Annotated in this window: 13 protein-coding genes; 8 read left to right on the top strand and 5 right to left on the bottom strand. The window is 64.2% G+C overall.

The genetic code is table 11. From position 1 onward, the window contains the following. Positions 1-354: 354 nt before the first annotated feature. The 6 genes from JQ632_RS33625 (at position 355) to garD (ending at position 8,482) form a co-directional block, all read left to right on the top strand. Positions 355-1,710 (top strand): MFS transporter, encoded by a 1,356-nt coding sequence (locus JQ632_RS33625; RefSeq protein ID WP_212406965.1) that lies wholly within the window; start codon positions 355-357, stop codon positions 1,708-1,710. Between the two features lie 129 nt (positions 1,711-1,839). Next, complete coding sequence (locus JQ632_RS33620) at positions 1,840-2,745, top strand: LysR substrate-binding domain-containing protein (RefSeq protein WP_212406964.1); 906 nt, start codon at positions 1,840-1,842, stop codon at positions 2,743-2,745. A gap of 151 nt (positions 2,746-2,896) precedes the next feature. After that, positions 2,897-3,838 (top strand): 5-dehydro-4-deoxyglucarate dehydratase, encoded by a 942-nt coding sequence (gene kdgD, locus JQ632_RS33615; RefSeq protein ID WP_212406963.1) that lies wholly within the window; start codon positions 2,897-2,899, stop codon positions 3,836-3,838. A gap of 42 nt (positions 3,839-3,880) precedes the next feature. Next, complete coding sequence (gudD, locus tag JQ632_RS33610; protein WP_212406962.1) at positions 3,881-5,239, top strand: glucarate dehydratase; 1,359 nt, start codon at positions 3,881-3,883, stop codon at positions 5,237-5,239. A 60-nt stretch (positions 5,240-5,299) separates the two neighbouring features. Then, a complete protein-coding gene (locus tag JQ632_RS33605; protein ID WP_212406961.1) occupies positions 5,300-6,748 on the top strand; it encodes an aldehyde dehydrogenase family protein in 1,449 nt (482 codons plus the stop codon). A 192-nt stretch (positions 6,749-6,940) separates the two neighbouring features. After that, a complete protein-coding gene (gene garD / locus JQ632_RS33600; RefSeq protein ID WP_212406960.1) occupies positions 6,941-8,482 on the top strand; it encodes a galactarate dehydratase in 1,542 nt (513 codons plus the stop codon). Between the two features lie 341 nt (positions 8,483-8,823). Here garD and JQ632_RS33595 read toward each other — a convergent pair whose 3' ends face one another. Then, positions 8,824-9,177 (bottom strand): hypothetical protein, encoded by a 354-nt coding sequence (locus JQ632_RS33595; RefSeq protein ID WP_212406959.1) that lies wholly within the window; start codon positions 9,175-9,177, stop codon positions 8,824-8,826. Positions 9,178-9,681: 504 nt separating this feature from the next. On the opposite strand from JQ632_RS33595, the gene JQ632_RS33590 reads away from it, so the two are divergent. Then, positions 9,682-10,320 (top strand): sulfotransferase domain-containing protein, encoded by a 639-nt coding sequence (locus JQ632_RS33590; protein WP_212406958.1) that lies wholly within the window; start codon positions 9,682-9,684, stop codon positions 10,318-10,320. A 32-nt stretch (positions 10,321-10,352) separates the two neighbouring features. On the opposite strand, the gene JQ632_RS33585 is transcribed toward JQ632_RS33590, so the two are convergent. Then, positions 10,353-10,943, bottom strand: a complete 591-nt coding sequence (locus JQ632_RS33585; protein WP_212406957.1) for a DUF2147 domain-containing protein — start codon at positions 10,941-10,943, stop codon at positions 10,353-10,355. Positions 10,944-11,040: 97 nt separating this feature from the next. Further along, positions 11,041-12,069: an NAD(P)/FAD-dependent oxidoreductase gene (locus JQ632_RS33580; RefSeq protein ID WP_212406956.1), complete on the bottom strand. Its 1,029-nt coding sequence runs from the start codon at positions 12,067-12,069 to the stop codon at positions 11,041-11,043. A 182-nt stretch (positions 12,070-12,251) separates the two neighbouring features. Here JQ632_RS33580 and JQ632_RS33575 point away from each other — a divergent pair, with 182 nt between their 5' ends. Beyond that, complete coding sequence (locus JQ632_RS33575; protein WP_212406955.1) at positions 12,252-12,719, top strand: thioesterase family protein; 468 nt, start codon at positions 12,252-12,254, stop codon at positions 12,717-12,719. A gap of 36 nt (positions 12,720-12,755) precedes the next feature. Here JQ632_RS33575 and JQ632_RS33570 read toward each other — a convergent pair whose 3' ends face one another. Next, a complete protein-coding gene (locus JQ632_RS33570; protein WP_140975881.1) occupies positions 12,756-13,076 on the bottom strand; it encodes a 2Fe-2S iron-sulfur cluster-binding protein in 321 nt (106 codons plus the stop codon). Positions 13,077-13,193: 117 nt separating this feature from the next. Then, a complete protein-coding gene (locus JQ632_RS33565) occupies positions 13,194-13,571 on the bottom strand; it encodes an Hpt domain-containing protein (RefSeq protein ID WP_212406954.1) in 378 nt (125 codons plus the stop codon). Between the last annotated feature and the right edge of the window lie 376 nt (positions 13,572-13,947).

The raw sequence follows: 13,947 nt of genomic DNA, 5'->3' as shown, positions 1-13,947 counted from the left end.
CCGACCCGAACACTGATCACCACCCTTCATCGCAACCTCCTTTGGCAGAGTGTCGCGACGACCGGTTGAATCCGCCCGGTATTCCAGAGGGCGGTGACGAACACAGAGAGGCCGCGGCGTACTGGATTCCCCGCCTACGCTAAAGCTTCGGCGCCCCAAGACTGCAAGCCCCGGCGAAGCCGTTGGCGTAGCCGGGTCGCGGGGAATGACAGTTGAGCGTGAGGCAACAAGCGCGCATCTCACTCCCACCGCATCAATCCAAATTCGGCATCAATCGATACCCCCTTCAACTTGGACTCAGCGCGCCGCGCGCCACTAACAAGGCCTCGAGGAAATATTTCGAGGAGGCGCGTGATGAGCGCAGTGGTGTCATCCGCCGTAGACGCGAGGAGATCCCGCGTCAGGCTTTTCATCGTGACCATGTTGTTCCTGGTTACGACCGTGAACTACGCTGATCGCGCCACGCTCTCGATCGCAGGGCCCGCGCTGTCCAAGGAACTGCATCTCGATCCCGTTGCAATGGGCTACATCTTCTCGGCGTTCGGCTGGTCCTATGTCGCAGCGCAAGTTCCGGGCGGCTGGCTGCTCGACCGCTACGGCTCGCGCATCGTCTACGCCTTCAGCATCATCATCTGGTCGATCTTCACGATGATGCAGGGCTGGATCGGCTTCTTCAACGGAGCCGCCGCCGTCACCGTGCTGTTCGCGCTGCGTTTCCTGGTCGGCATCGCGGAAGCCCCGTCGTTCCCGGCCAACGCGCGCATCGTCGCGGCCTGGTTCCCCGGCAATGAGCGCGGCACCGCATCGGCCTTCTTCAACTCGGGACAGTATTTCGCGACCGTGCTGTTCGCGCCGCTGATGGGCTGGATCGCCCACGCCTATGGCTGGCGCTACGTCTTCTTCGTGATGGGCGGGCTCGGCATCGTCATGGGCATGGTCTGGCTCAAGACCATCTACGGGCCGAAGGAACACCCCGGCATCAACGACGCCGAATTCGACTACATCAGGGAGGGTGGCGCGCTGGTCGATCTCGACGCGCCCAAGGACGATCTGAAGGACGAGCGCGCGACGGACTCCGGGCCGAAGTGGGATCACATCCGGCAATTGCTCGGCAACCGCATGATGCTCGGCGTCTATGTCGGCCAGTACTGCATCAACACGCTGACCTATTTCTTCCTGACTTGGTTTCCGGTCTACCTCGTCAAGGAGCGCGGTCTGTCCATCCTGCAGGCGGGCTTCGTCGCGACGCTGCCGGCCTTGTGCGGCTTCATCGGCGGCGTGCTCGGCGGCATCATCTCGGACGCGATTTTGCGCAAGACCAACTCGCTGACGCTGGCGCGCAAAATCCCGATCGTCGGCGGCATGCTGCTGTCGATGTCGATCATCGCCTGCAACTATGTCGACGGACAGGCGCTGGTGGTCGGCTTCATGGCGCTCGCCTTCTTCGGCAAGGGCATCGGCGCGCTCGGCTGGGCGGTCGTTTCCGACACCTCGCCCAAGGAAGCCGGCGGCGTCTCCGGCGGCCTGTTCAACACGTTTGGCAACCTCTCCTCGATCACCACGCCGATCGTGATCGGCTACATCCTGGCCGCGACCGGCTCGTTCAACGGTGCGCTGGTCTTCGTCGGCGCCAACGCACTGGTCGCCGCCATCGCCTACCTGGCCATCGTCGGCAAGATCGAGCGTGTGGTGCTGAAGCCTTCCTCCTGAGCGCCCCGCCCAAGGGCGGTGCTGGATCAGGCAACTCGCGGCGGCCCTCCAAAGCCGCCGTCTTTGTTTCGGGGGTGATCGATGCTAGAAATGCCGGAGAAGCGCCTTATCCATCTACGGTCTGTATCAATGTTCGACCTCAACCAGCTCCGCTGTTTCGTGACCGTGGCGGAGGAATTGCATTTCGGCCGCGCCGCGGCACGGCTGAACATGACCCAGCCGCCGCTGTCGCGGCAGATCCAGGTGCTCGAGCACATCATCGACGCGCCGCTCCTGGAGCGCACCAGCCGCTCGGTGCGTCTGACCCCCGCGGGCCGCAGTTTTCTGCCCGAAGCACGCCGCATCCTGAAACTCGCCGAGAGCGCCTCGCAGGTGGCCCGCCGCATCGCACTCGGCAAAACCGGCTCGCTGAAGATCGGCTTCACGGCCGCCGCCGCCTACGGCTTCCTGCCCGAGCTCGTCGCCGCCTGCCGCGCAAAAATGCCCGAGGTCGACTTCTCGCTGAAGGAGATGGTGTCGGGCGACCAGTTCGAGGCGCTGGCCTCCGGCCAGATCGACGCCGGCCTGCTGCGTCCGCCGATCGCGCGGCCCGAGATTGCCAGCCGCCGGGTGGTGGCCGAGCCCCTGCTCGCCGCTATCCCCAAGAAGCATCCGCTCGCCAATGCAGAATCCGTCACGATCAAGGACTTCGACAACCAGCCCTTCGTGATGTACTCGCCCTATGAGAGCCGCTACTTCCACGACCTGCTGGTGGCGCTGTTCACGCGCGCCGACATATTGCCGCGTTACGTCCAGCATTTGAGCCAGATCCACTCCATCCTCGCGATGGTGCGCGCCGGCCTCGGCCTCTCCATCGTGCCGGCCGCCGCCGCCAGCCTGAAAATATCGGACGTGCGTTTGCGCCCGCTGAAGCTGCGCACGCGCGTCCCGGCCGAGTTGTTCATGGTGTGGCGCCGCGACGACGAGAACCCGCTGCTCGCCACGCTGGTGAAGATCGCGGGCGAGCTGGGCTCGGCGGAAGCGATGGAAGATTGATGCTCAAGACGCATCATTCGATATAGGCTTTGGCTTGGACGCGCATTGAATGGTCTCTTAAGTACATGGCCCATGGACGCGTCCTCGCGTCCCCCGCAACATCGACGCGCGCCCCTCGCGCGTCCCCCAAAGCCAAAAGGGAGTGGCGCCCATGAGCAAGATGACCCCGCAGGAGATGGCCGCAAAGATCGGTTCCGGCCTGCTGTCCTTCCCCGTCACGCCGTTCAAGGCCGACTATTCGTTCGACGAGGCGACCTATCGCGCCAACATGGACTGGCTGTGCGGCTATGACGTCGCCGGCCTGTTCGCCGCCGGCGGCACCGGCGAGTTCTTCTCGCTGACGCCGACGGAAGTGCCGCAGGTGGTCAAGGTCGCGATCGAGGAGACCAAGGGCCGCGTGCCCGTGCTCGCCGGCACCGGCTACGGCACCGCGATCGCCCGCGAGATCGCCATCGGCGCGGAAAAGGCCGGCGCCGACGGCCTGTTGCTGCTGCCGCCCTATCTCACCCATTCCGAGCAGGACGGCCTTGCCGCCCATGTCGAAGCGATCTGCGCCAGCGTCAAGATCGGCGTCATCGTCTACAACCGCGACAATGCCATTCTCCAGCCCGATACGCTCGCGCGTCTGGCCGAGCGCTGCCCGAACCTCGTCGGCTACAAGGACGGCATCGGTGACATCGAGCTGATGACCCGCGTCTACACCAAGCTCGGCGATCGCCTGACCTATATCGGCGGCCTGCCGACTGCCGAGACCTTCGCACTGCCTTATCTCGACATGGGCGTGACCACCTATTCCTCCGCCGTGTTCAACTTCGTCCCTGAGTTCGCCACGAAGTTCTACGCCGCGGTGCGCAGGCGCGATCATGAGTCGATCCAGGCCGGCCTGAAGAATTTCATCCTGCCGCTGATCGCGATCCGCAACCGCAAGAAGGGTTACGCGGTTTCGATCATCAAGGCCGGCATGAAGGTGATCGGTCGCGATTCCGGCCCGGTCCGTCCGCCGCTCACCGACCTGACCCAACAGGAGATGGCGGAACTGACCGCACTCGTGCAAAACTTGCCCGCCATCCAATCGGCGCAGGCGGCAGAATAAGCCAAGGCACGACAGGCAAGGCAAGACAGGGAGGAGCGGCGAATGGTTCATCATGATGCGATCCACATCGGATTCCTGGGTGCACCGGTCGTCACGGCGATGCAGGTGATCCCGGTCGCCGGCCGCGACGGCATGCTCCTCAATCTGAGCGGCGCACACGCGCCGTTCTTCACCCGCAACATCGTCATCCTCACCGACGATTCCGGCCACACCGGCGTCGGCGAGGTGCCGGGCGGCGAAAAAATCCGCAAGACGCTGGAAGACGCCCGCGAACTCGTGATCGGCAAGACCGTCGGCTCGCTCAACAACGTCCTCGCCGACATGCGTTCAAAGTTCGCCGACCGCGACGCCGGCGGCCGCGGCAAGCAGACCTTTGACCTGCGCGTCATGATCCACGCGGTCACCGCGGTGGAGTCGGCGCTGCTCGACCTGCTCGGCCAGCATCTCGGCCTTCCCGTCGCAGCCCTGCTCGGCGAAGGACAGCAGCGCGAGAGCGTCGAGACGCTCGGCTATCTCTTCTTCGTCGGCGATGTCAGCAAGACCAGCCTCGCCTATGTCGAACGCGAGACCGGCAAGCCGGCCTGGTTCAATCTCCGCCACCAGGAGGCGTTGACGCCGGAGGCCGTGGTACGGCTCGCTGAAGCCGCCCACGACCATTACGGCTTCGCCGACTTCAAGCTCAAGGGCGGCGTGCTGCGCGGCGAACAGGAGATCGAGGCGGTCACCGCGATCGCCAAGCGCTTTCCCAATGCGCGCGTCACGCTCGACCCCAACGGCGCCTGGTCGCTCGACGAGGCGATCGGGCTCTGCAAGGACATGCACGGCATCCTGGCCTATGCCGAGGACCCCTGCGGCGCCGAGGCCGGCTTCTCCGGCCGCGAGATCATGGCCGAGTTCCGCCGCGCGACGGGCCTGCCGACCGCGACCAACATGATCGCGACCGACTGGCGCCAGCTCTCCCACGCGCTGCGGCTCGGCTCGGTGGACATTCCCCTCGCCGATCCCCATTTCTGGACCATGCAGGGCTCGGTGCGCGTCGCCCAGACCTGCCGCGACAACGGCCTGACCTGGGGTTCGCACTCCAACAACCACTTTGACATTTCGCTCGCGATGTTCACCCATGTCGGCGCCGCCGCGCCCGGAAAGGTCACCGCGATCGACACCCACTGGATCTGGCAGGACGGCCAGGCACTGACCAAGGACCCGCTCCGGATCGAAGGCGGCAAGATCGCCGTGCCTGACAGGCCGGGCCTCGGCATCGAAATCGACCGGGCCGCCATCGAAGAGGCGCATGGCCTCTATAAGCAGCATGGACTTGGCGCACGCGATGACGCTATTGCCATGCAGTACCTGATCCCCGGCTGGACCTTTGACGACAAGCGGCCCTGCCTCGTCCGCTAAGGCAAGATCTTCGATAGGATCATGCCCAACTCGAAATGACCTTCCCTGGAGGAGAAAAGAATGACAGCGATCCTGAAGAACTTCATCGGCGGCGAATGGGTCGACGGCTCCGGCGTCACCAGGAACATCAACCCCTCCAACACCAATGACGTCGTCGGCGAATATGCCAAGGCCGACAAGGCACAGACCGAGAAGGCGATCGCGGCCGCCAAGGCCGCCTTCCCCGCCTGGGCACGCTCGACGCCGCAAGAGCGCTATGATGCGTTCAACAAGATCTCCGCCGAGATCCTCGCCCGCAAGGAAGAGCTCGGCCGCCTGCTCGCCCGCGAGGAAGGCAAGACGCTGCCGGAAGGCATCGGCGAGGTCGCACGCGCCGGCCAGATCTTTGCATTCTTCGCCGGCGAGGCGCTGCGGCTGACCGGCGAGAAAGGGCCCTCGGTGCGTCCGGGTCTCGACGTCGAGATCACGCGCGAGCCCGTTGGCGTCGTCGGCATGATCACGCCCTGGAATTTCCCGATCGCGATCCCCGCCTGGAAGATCGCGCCCGCGCTCTGCTACGGCAACACGGTCGTGTTCAAGCCGGCTGAACTGGTGCCGGGCTCGGCGCATGCGCTGTCCGAGATCATCACCCGCTCCGGCATTCCCGCGGGCGTGTTCAACCTCGTGGTCGGCTCGGGGTCGGTGGTCGGCCAGACTCTGCTCGAACATCCTGATGTGGCCGCGATCTCCTTCACCGGCTCGGTGCAGACGGGACGCAAGATCGCGCAGGCCTGCGTGCTCTCGAGCCCGATGAAGAAATTCCAGCTCGAAATGGGCGGCAAGAACCCGCTGGTCGTGCTCGACGACGCCGACCTCAAGACTGCGGTCGAGGTCGCCGTCAACGGCGCCTATTTCTCCACCGGCCAGCGCTGCACCGCGTCCTCGCGCCTGATCGTCACCGAGGGCATCCATGACCGCTTCGTCGCCGCGATAGCCGAGCGCCTGAAAGGCCTGTCGGTGGACGACGCGCTCAAGGCCGGCGTGCATATCGGCCCCGTGGTCGACCAGAGCCAGCTCGACCAGGACCTGCGCTACATCAAGATCGGCCAGGACGAGGGCGCCAAGCTCGCCTGGGGCGGCGAGCTCCTGAAGCGCGAGACACCCGGCCACTATCTCCAGCCGGCGCTGTTCACGGAAGCCAACAACAACATGCGCATTGCGCGTGAAGAAATTTTTGGACCTGTGGCCGCTGTTATCCGCGCGAAGAACTACGAAGAGGCGCTCGCGATCTCCAACGACACCGAGTTCGGGCTTGCCTCCGGCATCTGCACCACCAGCCTGAAATACGCGACGCATTACAAGCGCAACAGCGAGGCCGGCATGGTGATGGTCAACCTGCCGACCGCCGGCGTCGACTATCACGTGCCGTTCGGCGGCCGGAAGGGCTCGAGCTACGGCGCCCGCGAGCAGGGTTCCTATGCACGGGAGTTCTACACCACAGTGAAGACCGCCTACACCAATCCGGGTTGATAAGCGATGCTCGTGCCGCGGCACAGGTGCCCACCTCTCCCGTCGGGAGAGGTCGGATCGCATAGCGATCCGGGTGAGGGGTTACGCTCTCTCGTGGAACCTGCGGCCCCTCACCCGCGCCTCCGGCGCGACCTCTCCCCGCTGGGGAGAGGTGTTCGAGAATACGGCTTCTTCTGTTGCTGAGGAAAGTGCATGGACCAGTCAGTCGCAGCAAAGGAACAGCCCCGCTACATCAAGCTCAACGAGCGCGACAATGTCGCGATCGTCGTCAATGATTTCGGGCTTCCCGCCGGCTCCCGTTTTGCCTGCGGGCTGACGCTGCGCGCCTTTGTGCCGCAAGGGCACAAGACGGCGCTGGTCGACATCGCGCAGGACCAACCGATCATTCGCTATGGCGAGGTGATCGGCTATGCCGCCTCCCCCATCCTCGCCGGGGAGTGGGTGGACGAAGCGCGTATCCGCATGCCGGAAGCGCCCGCGCTCGACAAACTCGAAATCTCGACCGCCGTGCCGGCGCCGCTGCCGCCGCTCGAAGGTTTTACCTTCGAGGGCTATCGCAACCCGGACGGCTCCGTCGGCACCAAGAACATTCTGGGCATCTCCTCCTCCGTGCAATGCGTCAAGGGCACGATGGAGTATGCGGTCAAGCGCATCCGCGCCGAGCTGCTGCCAAAGTATCCAAACGTCGACGACGTTGTTCCCCTCACCCATGCCTATGGCTGCGGCGTTGCCATCACCGCGCCTGACGCGGTCGTGCCGATCCGCACGCTGCAAAACCTCGCGCTCAACCCGAATTTTGGCGGCGAGATTCTCGTCGTCGGTCTCGGCTGCGAGAAGCTCGCGCCGGAGCGCCTGGTGCCCGAAGGCATCAGCGACGCCATCGTGCGCATGCAGGATGAAGCCTTTGACGGCTTTGGCGCGATCGTCGACGCCATCATGACCGAGGCCGAGGCACGGCTGAAGATCCTCAATACGCGCAAGCGCGAGACCTGCCCGGCCTCCGACCTCGTCATCGGCTTGCAATGCGGTGGTAGCGACGCCTTCTCCGGCGTCACCGCCAACCCGGCGGTCGGCTTCGCCGCCGACCTGCTGGTGCGCGCCGGGGCCACCGTGATGTTCTCGGAAGTGACCGAGGTGCGCGACGCCATCCAGCTCCTCACCCGCCGCGCCATCAACGAGGACGTCGGCCGCGCGCTGGTGCGCGAGATGGCCTGGTACGATTCCTATCTCGCGCGCGGCGGCGCCGACCGCAGCGCGAACACCACGCCCGGCAACAAGAAGGGCGGCTTGGCTAACATCGTCGAGAAATCGCTGGGCTCGATCGTCAAGTCCGGCTCGAGCGCGATCACCGGCGTGCTCTCGCCGGGCGAGAAGGCGACGCAGAAGGGTATGCTGTTTGCGGCGACGCCGGCCAGCGACTTCATCTGCGGCACGCTCCAGCTCGCCTCCGGCATGACGCTGCAGGTCTTCACCACCGGCCGCGGCACGCCCTATGGCCTCGCGGCGGCGCCCGTCATCAAGGTCGCGACGCGCAGCGAGCTCGCGCGTCGCTGGAAGGATCTGATCGATTTCGATGCCGGCAGCATCGCCACCGGCGAAAAAACCATCGAGGAAACCGGCTGGGATCTGTTCCGCCTGATCCTCGACGTCGCGTCCGGCCACACAAAACCGTGGTCGGATCGCTGGGGCATCCACAACGATCTCACCCTGTTCAATCCTGCGCCGGTGACGTGAACCCCTCTCTTTGTCATCGCCCGACTTGATCGGGCGATCCCGTTTCAAGAGATGTTCGTTGGATGCGGAGAAGCCGCGGTGTACTGGATTCCCCGCTTTCGCGGGGAATGACAGTCGAGTTGGAGGCGCCCGTTCAATCTCTCGGCTAACACAAAGCCGACAGACACACGTCCCCACGCTAACACTCACGCACGACCGTGCTCGGCAGCGTGACGTGCAGGTTTTAAAGCATGATCCGGACCCCGTAGGGCCGCGTTAGCGCACGCAAAGTGTGCAGCGGTTTTCCCTCGCGACAAACGCGGAACGCATTCGCGCGGAGATCATGCTCCAATAGAGAAAATCTACGTCATGGTGCCCGGCATGAAGCAGCGAATGCGCGGATGGCCGTCGACGTAGTGCTTCCACACCATCGTGCGCCCGATCTTGTTCGGCTGCGTCAGCACCGCGCCATCGGGCACGATCACCCATTCATTGTCGATCATGACGCGATATTTGCCCTGATAGGACTCCCAATCGGCATCCGCCAGCACGTAGCCGTCGGCATCCGAGCAGCACGGCCCGAATTCGCTGTGCAGGCTTTCGAACCAGGGTTTTAGCGGTGAGTTGGCAAAGCGGCCGTCGTCTCGCGCCATTGCCGAATTGGTCAGCACGGCCATGAGGCCAAGCAGCAAAGCCGCACGTAGTCTTGCATGCATTCGTCGTCTCCGCGGATCGTGGTTGCCGCGGGGGCACAAGCACCGCTGTCCGCCGGCTGCAGGGTCGCAGCAGGTATGGAAACAACGATTCGCTCCCCCAGCAGCTTTGGCTTCAGGCTATGCAAAACCGGAGCCAAACTGCAGTCCGGGGAACTACTGTTCATGTTACTGGAGCCTGCCGTTCGGGCCTCATCGCCCGGGAACCGGCGCCAAGTCCTGCTGAATGGCGCTACCGATGCGTTGCCCGTAGAGTGCATGCGCGCGGGCGTTGAGGTGGTTGTCGAACACGAAGCACGAGGCGTCGTCGATTCCCGCAAGCCCGTCGTCTTCGCAACGACCTCCGACATGATCTGATCCTGCGGCACCCCCAGCCCATCGCGAAAGACGGCCCGATCACGATCACGTCGGGCGCGTCGAGATCAGCCTCAGTCCAACCGAATTGGCGGTGACATCGACCGAGAAATCCACCGAGTGGTGCGCGCAGCGCGCCCCGGGACGCAACGCATGTCGGGCGTCCAGGGCGGCGCCTTCCCGAACTTTACCATCTGCCAGCCCGGCCTGATGTGGCTGATGTCGTATCGGCTCGCGACGCATACGCACCTTGCGCCGTTTCGCACGAACCTCATCGAACTCGGCGCGCGCTTCAAGCTCGACCGCATGCGCGTGCATGTGCGCGATCCGCGCCAGGCCTTGATCTCATGGTTTCATTTTTTCCCGAGCGTCATCGGCACGCTCGATCCGTCGCAGAAGCTGCACTACGACGTGCCCGATGATTATCTGGAATGGCCGCAGGCCCGCCAGCTCGACTGGCAGATCTCGCACTTCCTGCCCTGGTTCATCGACTGGATCGTCGGCTGGCTCGACGCGCCCGAACAGCCGTGGTCCGGGACGAAGATCCTCTACACGACCTTCGAGGAAATGGTCGCCGACACACGCGGCTTCTTCGACCGCATCCTGGCCTTCTACGACATCGATCGCGCGGGCTTCATCTACCCGGACAAGCGGCGCGTCCACGGTGACCGCAACTTCCGCCGCGGCGACGTCGACGAATGGCGCACGACGCTTTCGCCCGAACAGATGGAACGCGCATCGAGCGCCATTCCGGAACGGCTGTTCGACCGCTTTGGCTGGCCGCGGCGCTGAGCCGCTTCGCCGGTACGAGACAGGCTCGACGCCTATTGCTTCGGCGCCATCGCCGGGGCCGGGTTCTTCTTCGGCGCGGTCGGCGGCTTCACAGCGGCGGCCTGCGCCGGCAGATACTTTGCGACGATGGCGGGATCGACCTGCGCGATGTTGGCGTCAGGCAGACGGGTCCAGCTCTCGTCCTTGCCGAGCAGAGAAATGCCGAGATAGCCGCGCAAGGTCAGCGTCTGCCCGTCCGGGCTGACCTTCATGTTGGCCTTCCAGATATTGCCGTCGCGCGGATTGAGCACATTGCCGCCTTCGTACTTCAAGCCGTCGCGCTTCATGTCGCGGACAAAGGACAGGCCAAGCACCGGCGCGTTCTTGCGATCGTCGGTGCACTTGGTGCAGGCCTCGTTGGGATCGTCACCCGGCCGCGGAAAGGTTTTTGCGATCACGCCTTCGAAGACGCCGCCGCGGTCGATGAAGAGGAACCAGCCGACCGTCTTGCCGTCTTCGATCTTCTGCCAGAGCCCGGCAGCCGTCGGTTGCTGCTGGGCTGCTACGGGCTCAAGCATGACGAGCGTCAGCGCTGCGCCTACCACGGCCGAGAGCAGTCGGAAGCTGGAACGGATATTCCGCATTATGATCACCTTGCTAATCCACGACTGGAATGGCCGCAGACTAAGGCTATTTCGCGAAGGGTTCCAGCGCCACGAACAGGGGGTATGCGGCCCTCTGTCAGTTGACTCCGAGCTTCTTTTGCAGACTCGACGATGAGGTCGTGTATTGGAACACGAGCCGCTTGTCCGGATAGACGTAGCGGTGGGCTTTTTGCGACATCAGCGCGCCCTCGTGGAAGCCGCACAGGATCAGCTTGATCTTGCCGGGATAGGTGTTGATGTCGCCGATCGCGAAGATGCCGGGCACGTTGGTCTCGAAGGCGCTGGTCTCGACCGGCACCAGATTGTTCTCCAGCGCAATGCCCCAGTTCGCGACGGGACCGAGCTTCATGGTCAGGCCGAAGAACGGCAGCATGGCGTCGCAGGCGATCTCGGAGATGCTGTTGTCGTTGCCCTTGACGGTCGCGCCCGAGAGCTTGCCGCTCTCGCCGGCCAGCGCGGTGACCTGACCGAGCTTCAGATCCATCTTGCCGGATGCGACCAGCGCGCGCATCTGCTCGACGCTGTGGGGCGCGGCGCGGAATTCGTCGCGGCGATGCAGAAGCGTGATGCGCTTGGCGAGCGGCTGCAGATTGAGCGTCCAGTCGAGCGCGGAATCGCCGCCGCCGACGATCAGCACGTTCTTGTCGCGGAAGGTTTCCATCTTGCGCACGGCGTAGTGCACCGAGGTGCCTTCATAGGCCTCGATGCCCGGCACCGGCGGGCGCTTGGGCTGGAACGAGCCGCCGCCGGCCGCGATCACCACGACCTTGCACTCGAATACCTTGCCTGCATCGGTGGTGACGCGGAATGCGGGATCGCCGATCTTCTCCACCGTCTCGACCATCTCGCCGAGATGGAAGGTCGGATGGAACGGCTTGATCTGCTCCATCAGCGCATCGGTGAGCCCCTGCCCCGAGACATGCGGAATGCCGGGAATGTCGTAGATCGGCTTTTCCGGATAGAGCTCGGCGCACTGACCGCCGACCTTGTCGAGGATGTCGACGAAGTGCGCCTTCATGTCGAGAAGGCCAAGCTCGAAGGCGGCGAACAGTCCGCAGGGACCGGCGCCAATAATCAACACATCGGTTTTGATCGCGTCGCTCATGTCGTCTCTTTATCGGTCCTGATCGGTTGGACGGCGCCCCGCGGGCAGGAAGGGCCCCATCTGTCTAGCCAACGGGAACGGATCAGGGAAGGCGGAAAAGCGGTAGCCGCCTTCCCCGCCGCCCACTTGTCGGGCCGGAATAACTGGGCTGTAAGGGTCCCGTATTTGAGGGAGATCAATCGGTGAATGCACCAAGCCGCCTGGATTCGACGCTGCGCCTGGACGATTTCCCGTATCGGCTGAGCGACAATGTCCGCTTCGCTGACCTCGACCCCAACCAGCACGTCAACAACGCGGTCTACGCCACCTATTTCGAGACCGGCCGCGTCACGCTGATGAAGAGCCCCGAATACGGTCTGACGCCGCCGGGGCTGGCGTGGATCATGGTGCGGCTCGACATCCATTTCCGCAGCGAGCTGCACTGGCCGGGCAAGATCGAGCTCGGGCTCGGCGTCGTGAAATTGGGGCGGACCTCGGTCACCTTCGAGCAGGTGGTTTTTTCCGAAGGCAAATGCGTCGCATCGGCGATGTCGGTCGGCGTGATGATCGACGAGGCGACGCGGCGGCCGACGCCGCTCACAGCTGAAGTCGTGGAGAAACTGAAACCCTGGCACAAGCGCGGCATCGAGGTCGCGCTGCCGAGGGACTGAGGAGAGCGTTCCGATTCTATCGGAACGGAAAAAGCTCTAGGCCTGCCGCTCCGGCGTCGACACCACGAGCCCGTCGAGCTCGTCGGACACCTTGATCTGGCAGGACAGGCGCGAGCTCGGGCGTACGTCGAAGCCGAAATCGAGCATGTCCTCCTCCATCGGCGTCGGGCTGCCGACCTTCTCGCGCCAGGCTTCGTCGACATAGACGTGGCAAGTGGCGCAGGCACAGGCGCCGCCGCATTCGGCCTCGATCCCCGGAATGGCGTTGCGGATGGCGGCTTCCATCACGGTCGCGCCGTTCTCGACTTCTACCGTGCGGGTTTCGCCCTTGTGGTCGACAAAGTGGATTTTGGCCATGTGTGCTCGTGCTGCCGGAAGCTGGGAATTGAGGAGGGTCCGGGCTGTCCTATAACGGGTCGATTGCCCCGGCGCTAGTACGCTGGGCACCAGTATTATGGGGGTTTTGGGCGGGCCTCAGCCCCGGCGCAGAATCGTCTCAATGGCGCTTTGCGCCTCGGCCACCGCTTCCTTCAGCTCCGCGAAGGCGCGGGACGGGTGATCGCCGGTCCGCAGCGCACATTCGAGCTGGGCGGCGGCGTCAGCTACCGCAAAGGCGCCGATCCCGCGGGCTGACCCCTTCAGCTTATGCGCGAGCGCTGAGGCATCCGCCGGCAGTGCCGCCATCGCCGCGATCAGCCGGGTCGACTGCTCCGCGAACATCGCCAGCACCTCGTGTTCCAGCCCGGCATCGCCGAGCGTCATGCGCGCGAGATGGTCGAGATCGAGGGGATTGTCGAGCGGAGCAAGCGGCGGCGAGGGCATCCAGTCCATCCGTTGCAGTTCAGGCATCATGGCGCGGGCCCCGGCGTCGCATCTCGGATCGCCGGTCCGGCGGCGAGCGTCGGCCAACCCAACCATGGAAATGGTTAACGGAACGTTAGCCCTACTTGACCCAATTCCGCCGCTATATTGACGAAAAGTTGCCGCAATCAGGCGAGTCCCGTGGAGAATTTCATGTATTGCTAAGGCGTTACGCCCCGATCCTGTTAACGATGATTAAGATTGTCTTAATCGCGGGCATTTCATTCGCGACGCTCTGCCAATAGGATGTTGCGGAAATTGGCGGACAAGCCGTCCGGGTGGGGACGGCTGGGAAATCCGCACAAGCGGCATGCACCGGTCTGTAGGCTTGCAACGGGGCAAGGCTCGCGGGGGACGTGTGTATTAG

Source organism: Bradyrhizobium liaoningense (assembly GCF_018130955.1).
GTDB classification, from domain to species: Bacteria; Pseudomonadota; Alphaproteobacteria; order Rhizobiales; family Xanthobacteraceae; genus Bradyrhizobium; species Bradyrhizobium liaoningense_C.
Note: the sequence above shows the minus strand (reverse complement) of the source record. Positions and strands in the feature narration are given on the sequence as shown.

What these genes read in the sequence shown, in the direction of transcription:
- JQ632_RS33590 (WP_212406958.1), top strand. Translation starts at nt 9,682, where the DNA reads ATGTCGGGCGTCCAGGGCGGCGCCTTCCCGAACTTTACCATCTGCCAG.
- kdgD (WP_212406963.1), top strand. Translation starts at nt 2,897, where the DNA reads ATGAGCAAGATGACCCCGCAGGAGATGGCCGCAAAGATCGGTTCCGGC.
- JQ632_RS33620 (WP_212406964.1), top strand. Translation starts at nt 1,840, where the DNA reads ATGTTCGACCTCAACCAGCTCCGCTGTTTCGTGACCGTGGCGGAGGAA.
- JQ632_RS33570 (WP_140975881.1), bottom strand. Translation starts at nt 13,076, where the DNA reads ATGGCCAAAATCCACTTTGTCGACCACAAGGGCGAAACCCGCACGGTA.
- JQ632_RS33605 (WP_212406961.1), top strand. Translation starts at nt 5,300, where the DNA reads ATGACAGCGATCCTGAAGAACTTCATCGGCGGCGAATGGGTCGACGGC.
- JQ632_RS33580 (WP_212406956.1), bottom strand. Translation starts at nt 12,069, where the DNA reads ATGAGCGACGCGATCAAAACCGATGTGTTGATTATTGGCGCCGGTCCC.
- JQ632_RS33585 (WP_212406957.1), bottom strand. Translation starts at nt 10,943, where the DNA reads ATGCGGAATATCCGTTCCAGCTTCCGACTGCTCTCGGCCGTGGTAGGC.
- JQ632_RS33595 (WP_212406959.1), bottom strand. Translation starts at nt 9,177, where the DNA reads ATGCATGCAAGACTACGTGCGGCTTTGCTGCTTGGCCTCATGGCCGTG.
- garD (WP_212406960.1), top strand. Translation starts at nt 6,941, where the DNA reads ATGGACCAGTCAGTCGCAGCAAAGGAACAGCCCCGCTACATCAAGCTC.
- JQ632_RS33565 (WP_212406954.1), bottom strand. Translation starts at nt 13,571, where the DNA reads ATGATGCCTGAACTGCAACGGATGGACTGGATGCCCTCGCCGCCGCTT.
- gudD (WP_212406962.1), top strand. Translation starts at nt 3,881, where the DNA reads ATGGTTCATCATGATGCGATCCACATCGGATTCCTGGGTGCACCGGTC.
- JQ632_RS33625 (WP_212406965.1), top strand. Translation starts at nt 355, where the DNA reads ATGAGCGCAGTGGTGTCATCCGCCGTAGACGCGAGGAGATCCCGCGTC.